Consider the following 17,498-nt stretch of genomic DNA (forward strand, 5'->3'; position numbering starts at 1 on the left):
CTCCCCAGCAGGGGTTAAAACATGCCTAGCTCAAGCTTGGCTTCGTCACTCATCATGTCACGGCTCCAGGGTGGGCTGAAGACAATTTCAGTATGTACCTTGTTGATCTGAGGCGCGCCTAAGATTTTATTACGTGCATCCGCGGCAATAACATCGCCCATTCCACAACCGGGAGCGGTCAGAGTCATGCGAATAGTGACCATCCGCTCGCCATTAATTAAGCGCTCAAGACGGCAACCATAGACCAGTCCTAGATCGACAATGTTAACCGGTATTTCTGGATCAAAGCAGGTGCGTAACTGATCCCATACGAACTGCTCTATTTCCTCATCATTGGCATCTTCAGGAAGCGTTGGGCGAGGCAAAGGTTCTAGACCTAACGCATCGAGGTGCCGCCCCTCTATCAAGTACAATCGCCCTTCAAAGCCAACGCTCACCGAACTACCTTTGGCTTGCATAACGCTCACGATACTGTCTTCTGCTAAGGTTTCTGTTTTACCAAACGGAATAGCAATAGCGTCGACATCACGTTGAAGCGGCAATTTTTGGCCTCGTTCAAGGCGGGCTACTTGCTCGATATCCATAACGATCCTTAAATGACGGCTTTTAACGTACCATACCAATCACACGATTAAGCGCGGCGACAAAGATATCCACCTCTTCTAAGGTGTTGTAAGCAGCAAAAGAGGCACGGCACGTAGCATCCACACCGAAATGATGGAGTAACGGCTGTGCGCAGTGATGCCCCGTGCGAATAGCCACACCTAACTGGTCAATCAACAAACCGATATCTTGAGAGTGCGCCCCATCAACCACAAATGAGAGCACGCCTGCTTTATTAGGCGCAGTACCTAGAATTCGTAAGCCGTCAATTCGACTTACCTCTTCAGTCGCATGGTTCAGCAAGACAGCTTCCCAGGCGCTAATAGCATCGACACCAACGCTATCCATCCAATCTAAAGCGCTACCAAGGGCGATGACTTCTGCGATCGCTGGCGTGCCTGCTTCAAACTTATGAGGAATTTCTGCGAAAGTGGTAGCAACGTCAAAAGAGACCGTTTTAATCATCTCACCACCGCCCTGCCAAGGCGGCATCGCTTCTAATAAGGCTTTCTTACCGTACAGCACACCCACGCCGGTGGGGCCATACACCTTGTGCCCAGAAAACGCATAAAAGTCAGCGTTAATATCCTGCACATCGACCATTTGATGCGGCGTTGCCTGAGCGCCATCGACCAAAATTAACGCACCCTGCTGGTGGGCAAGGGCCGCCATCTCTTTGACTGGGTTAATAGTACCCAACGCATTAGAAACATGGTTAACCGCCACCAGTTTGGTGCGCTCATTAAGCAACGCACGGTACGCTGCTAAATCTAACGCACCGTTGGCCTCAACGGGAATCACTTTGATGGTAAAACCGATTTCAGCGGCCAATAGCTGCCAAGGCACAATATTGGAATGATGCTCCAACATTGAAATGAGCACTTCATCGCCAGCAGCAAGCTGGGTGCGGCCCCAGCTTTGAGCTACCAAATTAATTGCTTCAGTCGTGCCCCGCGTAAAGATGATCTGGCGCGCATCTTCCGCATTGAGAAACGCTTTGACACGGTGCCGTGTGGCTTCAAATGCTGCTGTCGCCTCATCCGACAAGGTGTGCAAACCGCGATGGATATTAGCGTTATAGCGCGAATAGTAGTCGCTAAATACGTCAATAACCTGCTGGGGCGTCTGGCTTGTCGCGGCATTATCGAGATATACCAGCGGCTTACCGTGCACTTCCCGTTTTAGTATCGGAAAGTCGTTGCGCAGCGTCGCGACGTTAAACGCCGCGTTTACAAGCTCAGTAGGTTTCTCAATCACGCTATGGGGCATCGGTGACTCCTTGGCTGGTCGTTGAGTGCGTTTTAGTCGTTGAATGCAGCCGCCGCTTCAACCAACCCCGCTAAATTGAAACGCTCCGGCAGCTTGCCTGCCACCGCTAGCTCTACCCGCTCAGCAATCACATCAAGCGCTACTTGCTCAAGCACTTCACCTGCGAACGCGAGTGTCAACAGCCCACGAGCGGTCGCTTTATCAATTCCGCGGGTACGCAGCGCATAAATCGCGTCTTCGTCCAGCTGACCTGTGGTGGTGCCATGTGAACACTTGACATCATCTGCATAGATTTCAAGCTCAGGCTTAGCATCAATCTGCGCGCGATCAGAAAGCAATAAGTTTTGGTTACTTTGGAAACCTTCAATCTTCTGACTATCGCGTTTAACGTACACTTTACCGTTAAAAACGCCGTGGGCACGGTCATCCAGAATGCCTTTGTAGTTCTCATTCGAGAACGTCAGCGGCGCATTATGATTAACCTTGGTATGGTTATCCACATGCTGACGACCTTGGCCGAAGAACAAGCCATAGAAGTTGGTTTCTGCACCCTGGCCATTCAAATCACTAATCAGATCGTTGCGCACCAACGCGCCACCCAGATTCAGGTTAAAAGAGCTGTAGCGGCTATCGCGGCTCTGCTCCACATGAATACTGGCAACATGCAGGTCGCCTAGGGGCGCTTCTTGCAGTTTGTAGTGGTTCAGTATTGCTCCACGATCAAGCATTAACTCGGCGACCACGTTGGTGAAGTTGGCCGCATCGGCCTCACCGATATAGTGTTCAATTAACGTCGCTTCGCTACGCCCTGCTGCTTCTACTAAAATGCGCGGATGACACATCACAGGCGTTCCCGCACGGGATAGAAACTGCAGTAGGATGGGTTTTTCTACTACGGTACCCGGTGCGATACGTACTACGGCACCCTCTTCCGTAAACGCTGTATTCAGCGCTGCAAACGGGGAGAAATCCACGCCGGTCAAGCGACCCAGGGGCCCACCCACCGCTTCGTGGTTATCAGCCAGTGCTTTGGAAAGCGGCAAGACCTGAACGCTACTTGGCAGTGCTTCTAGATCCGACAATGCCGCAGAGAAGACGCCATCTACGAAGGTTAAGCGATAAGCGTCCAATGGCAGCGTAAGTGCGGCCGCTTGCGCCTGAGAAAAGTCGGCATTTTCAGCCAGCGCAAAGTTGCCCTGGGCAATCGCGCGTACATCAGTGTATTTCCACTCTTCATCGCGGCGGGTAGGAAACCCCATGGCTTCAAAGCGGGCAGCGCCCGCTTGGCGGCGAGCCGCAATCCAGGTGGGCTCCGCACCGCGCTGTTGGCTACGCGCGTTCAGCGTGTCCAAAAACGTTTGCGTATCGCTCATGCCACAGACTCCTCAATACCTTCGTAGCCGTTGGCTTCCAGCTCTTTGGCAAGCTCAGCATCACCGGTTTTGACAATGCGACCGTCAACGAGGACGTGCACTTTATCCGGGACGATGTAGTCGAGCAGGCGCTGGTAGTGCGTGACCAACAAAATAGCTCGCTCTTCAGCGCGCAGGCTGTTGACGCCGTCGGCAACAACTTTCATTGCATCAATATCGAGTCCCGAATCAATTTCATCGAGCATGGCAAGTTTTGGTTGGAGCACTAGCATCTGAAGAATTTCGTTGCGCTTTTTCTCACCACCAGAGAAACCTTCATTGACAGCACGCTGCAGGAAGCTGGCATCCATCTTCATAAAGCCCAGCTTCTCTTTTACTAGCTTCATAAATTCAGGTGCTGGCATCTCTCCTTCACCACGCGCGACGCGCTGAGCGTTAAGCGCTGACTTAAGCAGATAGATGTTTTTTACCCCTGGAATTTCCACTGGGTACTGGAAGCCAAGCAGCAGACCCGCTTGGGCGCGCTCTTCAATTTCCATCTCCAGCACATCCTGGCCTTCAAAGGTAACGCTACCTTGGGTCACTTCATAACCATCTTTACCGGCGATAACGGCAGACAAGGTAGATTTACCCGCGCCGTTTGGACCCATAATGGCGTGCACTTCGCCCGCATTGATGGTGAGCGTGAGGCCTTTTAAGATTTCTTTGCCATCGACGGTGACGTGTAAATCATTAACTTGCAACATAATCATAACCTTTTAAATTCTTGCGGGACGCTATCGCGCCCCCCGTAAAATAAGTCGGGTGCGAAGTAATTAACCCACCGCGCCTTCAAGGGTCACATTCAGAAGCGCTTCGGCTTCAACAGCGAACTCCATAGGCAGCTCTTGGAAAACATCTTTACAGAAGCCATTCACAATCATGCTGACTGCATCTTCTTCTGAAATTCCGCGGCTTTGGCAGTAGAAAAGCTGGTCTTCACCAATCTTGGATGTGGTGGCTTCGTGCTCAATCGTAGCGGTGCTGTTACCAATTTCCTGATAGGGGAACGTGTGGGCACCACACTTATCGCCAATCAGCAAGGAGTCGCACTGAGTGAAATTACGCGCTCCTTTGGCACGGGGGCCAATTTTAACCAAGCCACGGTAGGACTGATCGCTTTTGCCCGCGGAAATACCTTTGGCAACAATATAGGAACGGGTGCCTTCACCAATGTGAATCATCTTGGTGCCAGTATCGGCCTGCTGACGGCCGTTAGTCACCGCCACAGAATAGAATTCACCGATACTGTCTTTGCCACGCAAGATACAGGAAGGATACTTCCAGGTAATCGCTGAACCGGTCTCTACCTGTGTCCAGCTAATCCGTGAACGCTCACCGCGACAGTCGCCACGCTTGGTAACAAAGTTGTAAATACCGCCCTTGCCGTTTTCATCACCGGGATACCAGTTCTGAACGGTGGAATACTTAATATAGGCATCATCCAAGGCAACGAGCTCGACGACGGCCGCGTGAAGCTGGTTTTCATCACGCATTGGCGCCGTACAGCCCTCCAGGTAAGATACCTGAGCACGGCTCTCGCAGATAATCAGGGTGCGCTCGAACTGGCCAGTATTAGCCGCATTAATACGGAAATAAGTCGATAGCTCCATTGGACAGGTAACGCCTTCAGGAACAAATACAAATGAGCCATCGGTAAATACAGCCGAGTTCAATGCAGCAAAGTAGTTATCAGCAACAGGAACGACCGTACCAAGGTACTGCTTGATAAGGTCTGGATAATCGCGAATCGCTTCAGAAATTGAGCAGAAAATAACGCCTGCTTCACCTAACTGCTTTTTGAACGTGGTTGCCACAGAGACTGAGTCAAATACCGCGTCTACCGCTACACCTGCAAGCGCTGCACGCTCATGCAGAGGAATACCAAGCTTTTCGTAAGTTTCTAGCAGCTTGGGATCAACTTCATCCAAGCTTTGCGGCCGATCTTCTGGGCGCTTAGGTGCACTAAAATAAGAAATTGATTGGTAATCAATCGGCGGATAGTCAAGATGCGCCCAAGAGGGCTCTTTCATTTTTAGCCACTGACGGTACGCATCTAAGCGCCACTCCAGCATCCATTCCGGCTCGCCTTTCTTATTGGAAATAAAGGCGATGGTGTTTTCATCAAGGCCAGGTGGCAGGGTGTCGCTTTCAATATCGGTTATAAAACCATCTTTATATTCGCGACGAACCAACTGTTCCATTTCTTCGCTTGCCATGGTGATACCCTCCGGGCAGTTGGGTGGCGAGGTCAGCTCGCCGTCAATAGAGATAATATTGCCTAGCCTGTTTAAGCAGATGCCAAGCTAATACTTTGAATCGGTAATTGTACGGGCAGCTTGATTGGCGTTGTGTCGGCTAAGTGTGCCAGCGTCACGCTTTCTAGCAGCGTACGTATCGCTAGCGATACTCGCTGCCAGTTATCAGCCACACCGCAGGTAGCAGCTAGGTCGCATTCGCCTTCAGCTTGACTACATTCTGTCATCGCCACCGGCCCTTCAATGGCCGCGATGATATCGGCAGCAGTAATATGTGACGCGGGCCTCGCCAAACGGTAACCGCCTTGAACACCACGCTGTGACTCCAGAAGCCCAGCTTTTACTAACATTTTGAGTGTTTTACTGACAGTAGGATGAGGCAGCTGCACGGCTTCTGCTAAATCAGCCGCCGCATGCGACGCCTGAGGATGGCGAGCAATTTGTGCCATCACGACAGCGGCATAGTCTGTCAGCCGAGAAAGCTTGAGCATGTTGACTCCCGTTGACCGTCACAGTGGACTCATCTGTTAATTGGGGACCATTTTAGTCCTGTATAAGTTTCATGTGAAGCCCTTCTGCAAAATCCTTATCAATTTGTGCAAAATAACAGCACGTTCGCCACTGTTAGCATCAAAAACAACAATCATTATCATTTAAGAAAACTATCAATCTTCTTAAATGCAAAAAGCCTACGAAGGAGTCGTAGGCTTTTCTAGATAGTATGACAGAGCGCTTTATTAAGGATACTAGGCTTCAAGTGCTAGGCTTTTTTGACGAACTCGGACTTAAGCTTCATGGGCCCAATGCCGTCAATCTTACAATCAATATCGTGATCACCACCGACTAACCGAATATTTTTAACTTTGGTGCCTACCTTGACCACTAATGAGCTGCCTTTGACCTTAAGATCTTTGATGACAGTGACGGTGTCACCATCAGCCAGACTATTCCCATTAGCATCACGGATACTTGACTCGGCTTCTTCAGCGCCCTCATTAGCGTCCTTTGACCATTCGTTGCCACATTCTGGGCAAACATACTGGATACCATCGTCATAGGTAAATTCAGAGGCACAAGCAGGACAGTTGGGTAGTTCACTCATCGTAGGCTCCATTACTTCAGTCTAATACGCAGGACTTAGAAAGCGATGGAGCCTACACGGGTTTTGCAAAATGTCCAGGAGGGTGTATCAGCCGCGCTGATAGGTACCAACCAATCGGTTCATACCCAACAGGTGGGGTTCAATTTCATTAAGCAACTCTTTAAGCGTTAATCCTTCTGGTAGAGAGGTTTGATGATCCAACGCCAACACCCAAAAGTAGTAAAGATGGCTGCCATGCCCTTCTGGTGGCATTGGGCCACAATAGCCATGGCTTCCTTGGTCATTCATACCTGGCGTCCCTACCGGTGTGTTTTCTGCTAAATCATGAATGTCACCAGGGAGATTATAGAGAACCCAATGAACAAACCCATAAGTACCGTCTTTTACCAACGGGGCATCAGGGTCGTGACAAATCACTGCAACCCCTTTAGTGCCTTCGGGCACACCGTCCCAAGATAAGGCAGGCGATACATCATCGCCCTCACCCGTATGCTTAGAAGGAATAGGCTGATGGTTGAGAAATGCGCTGCTAGTCACCTGCAGAGAGGATAGTGCAAATGCCATGCTGTTCTCCTAAATGGATAAAACAAAAGAGCATTTTTAGCCTTGTTGAACAGCACAAAGATGTCAACATTAATTCAGCTTAGCTGAATGCCGCTGCCACCACTCACGGGCAATGCGTACATTGTTAGCATTCGCCGCCGAATCTAACACGGAGGGCAACTGTATATAGTCACCTCGAGTTCTCGCCATTAATAGCGGATCTTGGGTGGCAAGATGAAGCGCATATAGAGCTAACATCAACTCATAGTCATCAGTAGTATCAAGGCGCGCAAACAGCAAAGGTACAGCAGGCAAGCCGATTTCTCCTAACCGTTCTGCCGCGATATACCAAGTTCGAGGATTATCTTGGCCGCCATACTGCGAGACAAACCGCCTGTCTGCCAATCGGCTAACATAGTAGGCCGCTTTCTCTTCAGGGCTCGTTAACAACGGCGGCACCCAGTCGGTTACTTGGCGGTTAGCTACGTAGCCGGGTTGTGCTGCTACTGGAGATACCTGAGCCACGGCAGGTGACACTTCCTGAGCGATGGCATCAGGTGTTTGAGGGGAAGCTGACTGACCAGCGCACCCCGCTAACATAGCCAACATTGCGTATGCTGGCACTAACCATAGAGGACACTGCTTCATGATAAATTCCCTATATCAATATCCATACTTATTCAGACCAACGCCCTTCCCGCTTTAGGCGCTTTTTTACCCAGCAATCATAATACCAGCGTAAGGCTTTTTTGATTCCCGGCAGGCCAATAAGCCATGCAATTGGCACAAGCAGTGGAATACGCATCATCAGCAAGCGGTAGGCATCGATACCTTCAATAAGAGTGCCATCAGCTTTTTCGATATGCAGCGAACGTAAAGCAGCGTTTGGTGTCACCCCTTTTTCACGCAACTGCCGTTGGTGCTCAGTGACATCACACCAGTTAATCCCGTTGCCATGCTTGCCAGCCCAGCGCTCAAAAAGACGACGATCCTTCCTGCAAATAGGGCAAACAGCATCGTAGAAAACATTGATTGAGGCATTATCAGACATATAGGCTCTCATCGTGGTCATACTTAGCCGTGGAACAAGTTGCACTAGCCATGCAAATTATCATTTAACGGGGCGCTATCATGAAACATCTATTAATCGTTGCCCATGCACCCTCACTAAATACCCGTGTCTTGAGCGAAGCCGCAAAACGAGGTGCTAGCCAAGACACCATAGAACAGGTTACTTGCACAGTAAAAACGCCGTTTGAGGCTGGACCAGAAGATATTCGCGCCTGCGATGGCATTTTACTCGGCACAACGGAAAACCTGGGCTATATGAGCGGCGCACTCAAGGATTTCTTTGATCGTAGCTACTATCCCATCCTAGAAGAAAAACAAGGGCTTCCATGCGCACTTTATATTCGTGCGGGTATCGATGGCACTGGCACAAGGCGAGCGGTTGAAAGCATTGTGACAGGGCTACGCTGGCGTTGGGTGCAAGACCCTCTAACGCTGCGCGGCGAGTGGCAGGATGCATTTATCGACCAAGTAGAAGAGCTGGGCCTTTACATGGCAGCGGGGCTGGATAATGGCCTATTTTAATGCTTGTTTTTAATGTCTGTTTTTAATAACAATTTAAACGTAAAAACGGCACCGTGTGGGTGCCGTTTTAAAAGCGAGTACTTTGCGATTTAACTATATAGCGTGCTTATTTAAGGCGTTCAAATACCGTCGCTACCCCTTGCCCCATACCGATACACATCGTTGCAAGACCAAGGGTGGTATCACGCTGTTGCATGACGTTAAGCAGTGTCGTACAGATGCGCGATCCCGAACAGCCCAGCGGGTGGCCAAGTGCAATAGCACCACCGTGTAAGTTTACCTTTTCATCCATAGCATCTAAGAAGCCAAGATCTTTCAATACGGGCAAACCTTGGGCTGCGAACGCTTCGTTAAGCTCGACTGTTTGAATATCTGCAGCCGATAAGCCAGCGGCTTTCAGTGCCTTTTTAGACGCAGGCACCGGGCCGTAACCCATAATAGAGGCATCACAACCTGCCACACCGGTGGAAAGCACTTTCGCAATTGGCTCAAGCCCTAACGCTTGAGCGCGCTCGTAGCTCATCACGGCCATGGCTGACGCACCGACCGACAATGCAGATGACGTGCCAGCAGTAACGGTACCGTTACGCGGATCAAACACCGGCTTAAGACTGGCCATTGATTCAAGACTCGCCTCAGGACGGATGACTTCATCATGCTTGAATAGCACTTTAAAGCCGCGCTGATCGTGACCTTCGACACCGATAATTTCGTTATCGAAATAGCCCTTTTCCATGGCGGCCTGGGCACGCTGGTGGGAACGCACGCCAAACTTATCCTGATCTTCACGGGAAATACCGTGCATTTTACCCAGCAGCTCAGCGGTTAGTCCCATCATCATAGCGGCTTTCGCGGCGTACTTACTGGCAGCGGGGTTAACGTCAACACCGTGAGCCATGGGCACGTGCTCCATGTGCTCTACCCCACCAATCACGTAAAAATCGCCCATGCCCGCTTTAATGTTAGCCGCCGCAATGTGTAGCGCGGTCATCGAAGATCCGCACAAACGGTTAACCGTTTGCGCAGGCACCGAGCGGGGAATACCAGTCATAATCGCCGCATTACGCGCGATGTTCATGGACTGCTCAAGGGTCTGGTTAACGCAACCCCAGATCACATCGTCCACTTCGGATGGGTCTAGATTGGCGTTACGATCAAACAGCGCCTGCATGACGGCTGCTGATAAGTTTTCAGCACGCACGTTGCGGAACGCACCATTTTTAGCTTTCGCCATGGCGGTACGTACACCGTCAACCACCACGATATCTCTTGGGTTCAAACTCATCTTCTATCTCCTATGCGTGGTGGTTAGGCCTGAGTGCCAGAATAAAATTGCTCATTATTTTGAGCCATCTGACGCAGTTTCTCAGTGGGCGCGTAAAGCGGGCCTAACTCATTGGCAAGGTTTTCGGCTAGCTTCACGAACTCGGCAACGCCCATCGCGTCAATGTAGCGCAGCGCGCCACCGCGGAAGGGAGGGAAACCAATGCCGTAGATCAGCGCCATATCAGCTTCAGCAGGGGTTTCCACAATGCCATCTTCAAGGCAACGCACCGTTTCCAGACAAAGCGGTACCATCATGCGAGCGATAATGTCTTCATCAGAAAACTCTTTTTGCTCTTTGACGACGTCTTTTACCAGTGCATAGGCTTGCTCGTCGGTCACTTTCTTAGGCTTGCCTTTCTTATCTTCTTCATAGGCATAGAAGCCTTTATCGTTCTTCTGGCCCAGGCGCTTATTATCGTACATCACCTGAATAGCGGTTTTGCCGTCACGCGCCATGCGATCCGGAAAGCCTTCCGCCATCACTTCGTTAGCGTGCACCGCGGTATCCAGGCCGACTACGTCCAGAAGGTACGCAGGCCCCATGGGCCAGCCGAACTTTTCCATCACTTTGTCAACGCGTTGGAAATCAGCGCCCTGCTCTACCAGGAAGCTAAAGCCGCCAAAGTAAGGGAACAGTACGCGGTTAACCAAGAAGCCGGGGCAGTCGTTCACCACGATCGGAGTTTTGCCCATTGCACGTGCGTAGGCGACCGTTGCGGCTACCGCTGCATCTGAGGTCTTCTCGCCACGAATAACTTCCACCAGCGGCATACGGTGCACAGGGTTGAAAAAGTGCATACCGCAGAAGTTTTCAGGACGTTTAAGATTCTTAGCCAGACGATTGATAGAAATCGTTGAGGTGTTAGAGGTAAGGATGGTGTTTTCGCTCACCATGCCTTCCACTTCGGTCAGCACGGCGTCTTTGACCTTGGGATTTTCAACGACAGCTTCAACCACTAGATCAACATTGCCGAAATCACCGTAGGAAAGCGTGGGTCGAATGTTGGTCAGCTTTTCGGCCATCTGCTCAGTCGTCAGCTTTTTACGCTCTACCTGCTTAGCAAACAGCTTACGCGCTTCTTTCAGGCCTAGCTCGATAGCCTCATCGTTAATATCCTTCATTACGATGGGCGTGCCTTTGCTGGCGCTCTGATAGGCGATACCACCGCCCATAATGCCTGCGCCCAACACGGCGGTTTGCTTAACTGGCTGCGACTGCTTCTCGTACTTGCTACCTTTTTTCTTCACGACTTGGTCGTTAAGGAACAGGCCAACCAAATTAAAGGCAACGCTGCTGAGCGCTAGCTTCGCGAATGCTTTTGCTTCAATCGCCTGGGCACGGTCACGAGTTTCGCCAGCGCCTTTTTGAATCACTTTTATGGCTTCAACCGGCGCCGGGTAGTGAGGGCCAGCCTTGCCAGCGACGAACCCTTTGGCCGTTTCAAAGGCCATCATCTGTTCAATAGCGTTCAGCTTAAGGGGTGTTTTCTTCTCTTCGCGGCGTGCTTGGTAATCCAGCTCACCGGCATTGGCACGATCCAACATGTCCAACGCGGCTTCTTCAAGATGCTCGTGGCTTACCACTGCATCAACAGCGCCGACTTTTAGTGCAGCGTTAGCACGGTTTTCAGTGCCGCCCGCAATCCACTCAACGGCATTATCAGCACCAATTAAGCGGGGTAAACGTACACAGCCGCCCCAACCTGGCAAAATACCCAGCTTGGTTTCCGGCAAGCCAATTTTGGCTTTTTCACTCATTACTCGGAAATCAGTGGTCAGCAGTACTTCGCAGCCGCCACCAAGTGCTAAGCCATTAATAGCCGTCACGGTTGGAAAAGGCAGATCTTCAATCGCATTGAAAATGTCGTGAACCTTAAGGTTCATCTCGACGAGATACTCTTCACCTTTGTCAAAAAGGCTGTGAAATTCAGTAATATCAGCGCCGACAATAAACGCATCTTTACCGCTGCTAATTATCAGGCCCTGCAGGCCACTTTCCGCTTGAAGCGCTTTTACTGCTTCACCTAGCTCTGCCACAACGGCGCTGGATAGCTTATTAACGGACTCATCTTTCAGATCGAAAGTGAGCTTAGCGATGTCATTGCCACCTTGGGTGTCACGACGCTCCACCGTGATGGCATTGCCTTGATAGATCATCCGCGCTCTCTCCACAAGTTCGGGCTGGCGCCTTGAATCGGGCCCGCCACGCATTCATACGGTCGTTTGATTGCTTAAGCTTGGTTGAGATACAGCAGAACGTCAAGCCCTGACTTTTGGCTAATACGCTTATCTCATAAATGAACGTACACGATGAAACTAGGAACCGCCTAACTGCTCTCACATTTCTTGCGTATTTTTACGGCATAGTGGGCACACATCGACTTTGCCGATAAATCCAACCATCATGCAGTTTTCATTTATGAGCCAACATCGTTATGGGTAGTTTCTTTACTCCCGCTCGTATCTCGGCCCTACAAGTACGGGTTGAGAGTGCCGTCGAACGTCTAAAACCCTGGAGCTGGCTGTGGCCACCTATCGCTTTTGGCGCAGGGCTGGGTAGTTTTTTTCTAGTGGATCGCCAACAGTGGTTGGGCGCCGCATTGGCGTTAGGGCTACTTTTTGCCTGGCTGCTATTGCTCACTGAGAGCCTTATGGGGCGCTGGCTTGCTAAACGTGGCCACCCCACCTTGCCCCGCGGGGTCACCACCTTTATCGCCCAAATGATTCACCAGGAAACCCTGTTCTTTACGTTACCGTTCATTCTGGTTACTACCGTGTGGAATAGCGGGCAGACACTCTTTGCATTGTTAGTGATCGCAATGGCAATACTGTCCATCATAGATCCGCTCTACTATAAGCTCGCTGGGCGCTGGCGAAGTCTCTACTTCATTTTTCATGCTCAGTGTGTCTTTTTAGTGGTGCTGGTCATTCTGCCTATTATGCTGCAACTGACAACGGGCCAAAGCTTAATCCTTGCGCTGTTGATTACCGTATTTATCGCACTGCCTAGTTTTTGGCATCTATTAAAAAAGCGTTCGCTAGCGCGCTGGTGCGGTTTCTTTGGGCTCACTATCGTATTGGCCTATGCGGCATGGCTTGGCAAAATTTGGGTGCCTCCCGCCAGTCTATGGATGACAAATAGTGCACTCTCTCCAGCTCTAGATATTCAGAGCCGTGAACCGCAAGGGTCCATGGCGCTTACGCCAGACGCGATTCGCTCTAAAGGTCTTTACGTTTACACCGCTATTAGAGCACCCCGTGGATTAAGCGAGACGATTCATCATGTATGGCACCACAACGGTGAATTGTTAGATGAAGTAGAGCTTGCTATCAACGGAGGACGAGAACAGGGATACCGTGCGTGGAGCCACAAGCAAAATTTCCCTGAATCTCCGTCGGGAGAGTGGCGTATCGATATTATGACGGATAGCGGACAACGGCTGGGGCTGATCCGCTTTACTGTTTCGGAAGATTTGGAAAAAGCCACGATAGCGGACAGTAAGATCCAACCAAGCGGCTTGAGCGCGCTAAATTTGCGCCGCTTTGTACCTGGAAACAACAGCTCTGAAAACGATTCATCAACGGATGAATAACATAACGCCTTGCATTCAGCGCCGCAGCTTATGACAATTCGCCTACTTACACTTTTCGGTAGCTGTTTATTATGCCTTCAACAATTGGTTTTCGCATTGCACGCCTGCCCCATCTGTGGCGCTCTATTATTGACCGAAGGCTTGCCCCGTTAGGGCTAACCCAGACACGCTGGGTGACGCTTTATCATCTTTGGAAATTAGGCGAAGGCAACCCACAGTGTGATTTAGCAAGGGCAATTGGCGTAGAAGCTCCGTCATTAGTACGAACACTGGGACAACTCGAAGCGCAAGGGCTAGTCGAACGACGAGCCTGTGATAATGACCGCCGTAGCAAGCGGCTTTACCTAACGCCCGCTGCAATGCCGCTGCTTGAGCAAATTGATAGCGTTGTCCAAGCGGCGCGCAAAGAGATGCTGGCTGGGCTCAGCGAGAGTGATTTAGACCAGTTAGATAAGTGGCTAGCGCTAATAGAGTCTAATGGCATGGCGATTCAAGCAAGAGACCAAGACGGTCCCTCGGCATAAGATTTCCTATAGTGCCCTGCTGTTTTAATGCCCTGCTGTTTCGCCAGCCCCATTTAGCGGCCTTGCAGCAGGGCGGTCTGATAACCCACCTAGTGCTTCTTTTAGTGCCTGAAAATCTTCTATATAAGTAGAGAACCGCTCGGCAGCTTGCGACTCCCACCACCAAAGCGTTAGCGCCGTAGAGTTTGACTCAATCACCAATGCATCTTGTGGAAGGCGCTCTAGCAGGGCTTTCAAAGAGACGCTTGCCATTTCTGGCAGCGGCCGTAATGGCGCAATACGCCAACGCCACCCGGCATGATAAAGCTCCAGCGCTTCACTGGCGTTTGACTCACGCACCAACACAAAATCAGGCCCTGGCTGCTGCTGGGAAAAATACCAACGATAGGCGGGCATCGTTCCTCTAAAATGATGCAGCGGGGGCTTTTCCATCTTGATCGTTACCCCTTGTTTCGTGGCGCTAGTCCGCAGCGCCATTTGGCGCTTTTGCTGTGGGCTGGGTTTCAACCACATCACCGGCGCAATAACAAACATCAAAATAAAAATGATAATTAACCATTCCATCTAGGCAGCTCTCCTGATTCTAAATACGATTTGTAAACACGGGCTGTAAGTACGAACTATGAGCACCAGTATATAAGTGCCGGTATAAGTGCCGGGCGTAAATACCAGCCATCTTCATGAGCCATCAAAACGGGTTTAACTTAAAAAAGCATGACACAGATCGTTGTTAAGATTGCGCTTGCAACCTAAAGTAGAGGTCATCTAACAAAGCTTTTTGTTAACTATCACCAAGGAGATAAGCCATGAGCTATCACCACATCTTAGTCGCCGTTGATCTGACCAAAGACTCTCATAGAATCTTAGAGCGCGCAGTCGCTATTGCTGAACGTAATAACGACGCCAAGATTTCTATCATGCACACTCTCGAACCTTTGGGCTTCGCTTACGGCGGCGATATTCCGATGGATCTTACCAGTATTCAAGACCAGCTAGATGACCACGCTAAAAAACGACTAGCAGAAATTTCTGCACCCCACGTCGCCCCTGCCGACCAACACGTTGTGGTCGGTATGCCGGACACTGAAATTCACCGCTTTGCAGAAGAGCATAACGTCGATCTCATCGTGGTTGGCTCCCATGGGCGTCACGGCTTTGCTCTGCTGCTTGGCTCTACTTCTACCGGCGTACTACATGGCGCGCAGTGTGACGTTTTAGCCGTTCGGGTCGGCAAAAAAGGCGAAAAGAGCGACGAATAAGTCGTGAAGAAGGCACCCTAAGGGGTGCCTTAATTCATTGGCGACTGTCGCTATTCACCGTTGGCCATTGCTTCTAACTCCATCCAGCGCTCCATTGCTTCTTCAAGCGTCTTCTGTACTTCCTCCAGCGCTTGCAGCTTGGCATTTACCGCTTCGGCTTCTTGCTGATAGAAGGCTGGATCGCCAATTTCTTGCTCTAACGCCTCTACTTCATTCTCAAGGCGTTCAATCTGAGCTGGTAACGCGTCTAGTTCCCGCTGCACTTTGTAAGAGAGCTTGACGGTTTTTTTGGCGAGCTCGGCAACCGGCTTCTCTGGCGTTTTTTCAACCGCAACGCTGGTCGGCTCAGTATTCTGGCGAGCAGCACCTTCCCACGGGGCAGGCGGTAACTTCCCCCCCTGACGAATCCAGTCCGTATAGCCACCCACATACTCACGCACACAGCCTTCGCCTTCAAAGGCCAGCATGCTGGTCACGACGTTATCCATAAATGTTCGGTCGTGGGAAACCAGCAGCAGCGTGCCATCAAAGTCCAGCAGCAGCTCTTCAAGCAGCTCTAGGGTTTCCATGTCCAGGTCGTTGGTCGGCTCATCCAGCACCAGTACGTTGGCCGGCTGGGTAAACAGCTTGGCTAACAGCAGGCGGTTAGACTCACCGCCGGAAAGTGCTTTTACCGGCTGTCGAACGCGGTCAGGGGTGAACAGAAAATCCTGAAGATAGCTCATCACGTGGCGATCTTTGCCGCCTACGGTTACCCGGTCACTGCCCTGAGCGACGTTGTCATAGACGGTTTTTTCAAGCTCCAGGCCAGCGCGTAACTGGTCGAAGTAAGCCACCTTCAAATTAGTACCCAGCTGAACACTGCCTTCGGTTGGGGCAAGCTCGCCTAGCAGAATTTTCAGCAGCGTTGTTTTACCGGCACCGTTGCGGCCAAGGAAACCGATGCGGTCGCCACGCATCACTTCAAGGTTCACATCACGCAGAATGACATCACTGCCAAAGCGCTGGGTGACACCTTTTAGCTCGACCACTCGCTTGCCAGTACGCTCGCCGCTGTCGACATTGAGGTTCGCAGTCCCCTGGCGCTCACGGCGCTGGCTGCGCTCTACGCGCATCTGCTCAAGTTCCCGCACACGTCCTTCGTTGCGGGTACGCCGCGCCTTAACGCCTTGCCGTATCCAAACTTCTTCTTGGGCCAGTTTTTTGTCAAAAAGCGCATGTTCACGGGCTTCTACTTCCAGCTCGTGCTGTTTACGCTCTTGATACTCGGCGTAGTTACCGGGGTAACGGCCTAGCTTGCCGCGGTCTAGCTCAAGGATCGTGGTGGCCAGTTTAGATAAAAAGGCCCGATCGTGGGTAATTAGTAATACCGCGCCGTTGAAGGCTAGCAGCTGCTCTTCCAACCAAGCAATGGTGTCCAGGTCAAGATGGTTAGTAGGCTCATCAAGAAGCAATAAGTCAGGTTCAGACACCAATGCTCGCGCCAATGCAACACGACGGCGCCAGCCGCCGGAAAGCGCGCTCATTTCAGCTTCAGGGGGCAAACCTAAGCGAGTAAGTACAACATCAATACTCTGATGGAAAGACCAGCCGTCGATGGCCTCGATGCGCGTTTGCAGCTTGGCCATGCGATTCATATCGGGGTCGGGATCATTGATCAAATGCTGGTATTCGGAAAGCAGCTCCCCCGCTTCCGGTAGGCCCTGAGCAACCATGTCAAAAATCGTCATACCTGAGGATTCCGGCAGCTCCTGAGACAATACGCCGATCTTCAAGCCAGGCGCACGCCAAATAGTGCCGTCATCAGCATGAATGTCACCCGCTACTAATTTTAATAGCGTTGACTTACCGGTGCCGTTGCGCCCGACCAGCGCCAGCCGCTCGCCTTTTTCAACCGTCAGGTCGGCGCGGTTAAGCAGTACTTGGGTGCCGTAAGCAAGTTGCAGCTGTTCTAGTCGTAACAAGGTCACGCAGTGTCCTCCTTCATCATGAGGCGCACAGTGTAACGCATGCGCT

The 17,498-nt window shown here is 51.0% G+C and carries 18 protein-coding genes; 4 read left to right on the top strand and 14 right to left on the bottom strand.

Annotated elements, in window-relative coordinates; translation table 11 throughout:
• Window positions 1-14: 14 nt before the first annotated feature.
• The 10 genes from sufT to M0220_RS01305 all read right to left on the bottom strand — a co-directional run bounded on the left by sufT (window position 15) and on the right by M0220_RS01305 (window position 8,238).
• Complete coding sequence (sufT, locus tag M0220_RS01260) at window positions 15-584, bottom strand: putative Fe-S cluster assembly protein SufT (RefSeq protein ID WP_030068896.1); 570 nt, start codon at window positions 582-584, stop codon at window positions 15-17.
• A gap of 22 nt (window positions 585-606) precedes the next feature.
• Window positions 607-1,872 (bottom strand): cysteine desulfurase, encoded by a 1,266-nt coding sequence (locus M0220_RS01265; protein ID WP_264018464.1) that lies wholly within the window; start codon window positions 1,870-1,872, stop codon window positions 607-609.
• Window positions 1,873-1,904: 32 nt separating this feature from the next.
• Complete coding sequence (gene sufD, locus M0220_RS01270; protein WP_264018465.1) at window positions 1,905-3,245, bottom strand: Fe-S cluster assembly protein SufD; 1,341 nt, start codon at window positions 3,243-3,245, stop codon at window positions 1,905-1,907.
• Window positions 3,242-3,991 (bottom strand): Fe-S cluster assembly ATPase SufC, encoded by a 750-nt coding sequence (gene sufC / locus M0220_RS01275; protein WP_030068890.1) that lies wholly within the window; start codon window positions 3,989-3,991, stop codon window positions 3,242-3,244. The genes sufD and sufC overlap by 4 nt, the downstream gene beginning before the upstream one ends.
• Window positions 3,992-4,060: 69 nt before the next feature.
• Entirely contained in the window at window positions 4,061-5,503 is a 1,443-nt protein-coding gene (sufB, locus tag M0220_RS01280) for a Fe-S cluster assembly protein SufB (protein WP_030068888.1), read from the bottom strand.
• Between the two features lie 71 nt (window positions 5,504-5,574).
• A complete protein-coding gene (locus M0220_RS01285) occupies window positions 5,575-6,033 on the bottom strand; it encodes an SUF system Fe-S cluster assembly regulator (protein ID WP_009724947.1) in 459 nt (152 codons plus the stop codon).
• A 269-nt stretch (window positions 6,034-6,302) separates the two neighbouring features.
• Complete coding sequence (locus M0220_RS01290; protein WP_030068884.1) at window positions 6,303-6,644, bottom strand: zinc ribbon domain-containing protein YjdM; 342 nt, start codon at window positions 6,642-6,644, stop codon at window positions 6,303-6,305.
• Between the two features lie 87 nt (window positions 6,645-6,731).
• Window positions 6,732-7,208, bottom strand: coding sequence for a YbhB/YbcL family Raf kinase inhibitor-like protein (locus tag M0220_RS01295; protein WP_030068882.1), 477 nt, complete (start codon window positions 7,206-7,208; stop codon window positions 6,732-6,734).
• A 69-nt stretch (window positions 7,209-7,277) separates the two neighbouring features.
• The gene (locus M0220_RS01300; protein ID WP_030068879.1) at window positions 7,278-7,835 is read right to left on the bottom strand and encodes a hypothetical protein; all 558 of its coding nucleotides are present in this window, start codon (window positions 7,833-7,835) and stop codon (window positions 7,278-7,280) included.
• Between the two features lie 28 nt (window positions 7,836-7,863).
• Complete coding sequence (locus M0220_RS01305) at window positions 7,864-8,238, bottom strand: thiol-disulfide oxidoreductase DCC family protein (protein WP_030068877.1); 375 nt, start codon at window positions 8,236-8,238, stop codon at window positions 7,864-7,866.
• An 80-nt stretch (window positions 8,239-8,318) separates the two neighbouring features.
• On the opposite strand from M0220_RS01305, the gene M0220_RS01310 reads away from it, so the two are divergent.
• Window positions 8,319-8,780, top strand: a complete 462-nt coding sequence (locus M0220_RS01310; RefSeq protein WP_030068875.1) for a flavodoxin family protein — start codon at window positions 8,319-8,321, stop codon at window positions 8,778-8,780.
• Between the two features lie 106 nt (window positions 8,781-8,886).
• Here the strand turns inward: M0220_RS01310 and fadA are convergent, their stop codons facing one another.
• Entirely contained in the window at window positions 8,887-10,065 is a 1,179-nt protein-coding gene (gene fadA, locus M0220_RS01315; RefSeq protein ID WP_030068872.1) for an acetyl-CoA C-acyltransferase FadA, read from the bottom strand.
• A 23-nt stretch (window positions 10,066-10,088) separates the two neighbouring features.
• On the bottom strand, window positions 10,089-12,263 hold the full coding sequence (gene fadB / locus M0220_RS01320; protein ID WP_030068870.1) for a fatty acid oxidation complex subunit alpha FadB: 2,175 nt from the start codon (window positions 12,261-12,263) through the stop codon (window positions 10,089-10,091).
• A gap of 278 nt (window positions 12,264-12,541) precedes the next feature.
• Here fadB and M0220_RS01325 point away from each other — a divergent pair, with 278 nt between their 5' ends.
• Complete coding sequence (locus tag M0220_RS01325) at window positions 12,542-13,699, top strand: DUF5924 family protein (protein ID WP_030068868.1); 1,158 nt, start codon at window positions 12,542-12,544, stop codon at window positions 13,697-13,699.
• Window positions 13,700-13,770: 71 nt separating this feature from the next.
• Window positions 13,771-14,223 carry a transcriptional regulator SlyA gene (gene slyA, locus M0220_RS01330; protein ID WP_030068865.1) on the top strand — a complete coding sequence of 151 codons (453 nt, stop codon included), beginning with the start codon at window positions 13,771-13,773 and terminating at the stop codon, window positions 14,221-14,223.
• Window positions 14,224-14,247: 24 nt separating this feature from the next.
• Here slyA and M0220_RS01335 read toward each other — a convergent pair whose 3' ends face one another.
• Window positions 14,248-14,787, bottom strand: coding sequence for a hypothetical protein (locus M0220_RS01335; protein WP_030068863.1), 540 nt, complete (start codon window positions 14,785-14,787; stop codon window positions 14,248-14,250).
• Between the two features lie 242 nt (window positions 14,788-15,029).
• Here M0220_RS01335 and M0220_RS01340 point away from each other — a divergent pair, with 242 nt between their 5' ends.
• Window positions 15,030-15,482, top strand: a complete 453-nt coding sequence (locus M0220_RS01340) for a universal stress protein (protein WP_030068860.1) — start codon at window positions 15,030-15,032, stop codon at window positions 15,480-15,482.
• A gap of 50 nt (window positions 15,483-15,532) precedes the next feature.
• Here the strand turns inward: M0220_RS01340 and M0220_RS01345 are convergent, their stop codons facing one another.
• The gene (locus M0220_RS01345) at window positions 15,533-17,452 is read right to left on the bottom strand and encodes an ATP-binding cassette domain-containing protein (RefSeq protein WP_264018467.1); all 1,920 of its coding nucleotides are present in this window, start codon (window positions 17,450-17,452) and stop codon (window positions 15,533-15,535) included.
• Window positions 17,453-17,498 lie beyond the last annotated feature (46 nt).

The organism is Halomonas qinghailakensis, from assembly GCF_025820815.1.
GTDB lineage: Bacteria > Pseudomonadota > Gammaproteobacteria > Pseudomonadales > Halomonadaceae > Vreelandella > Vreelandella qaidamensis.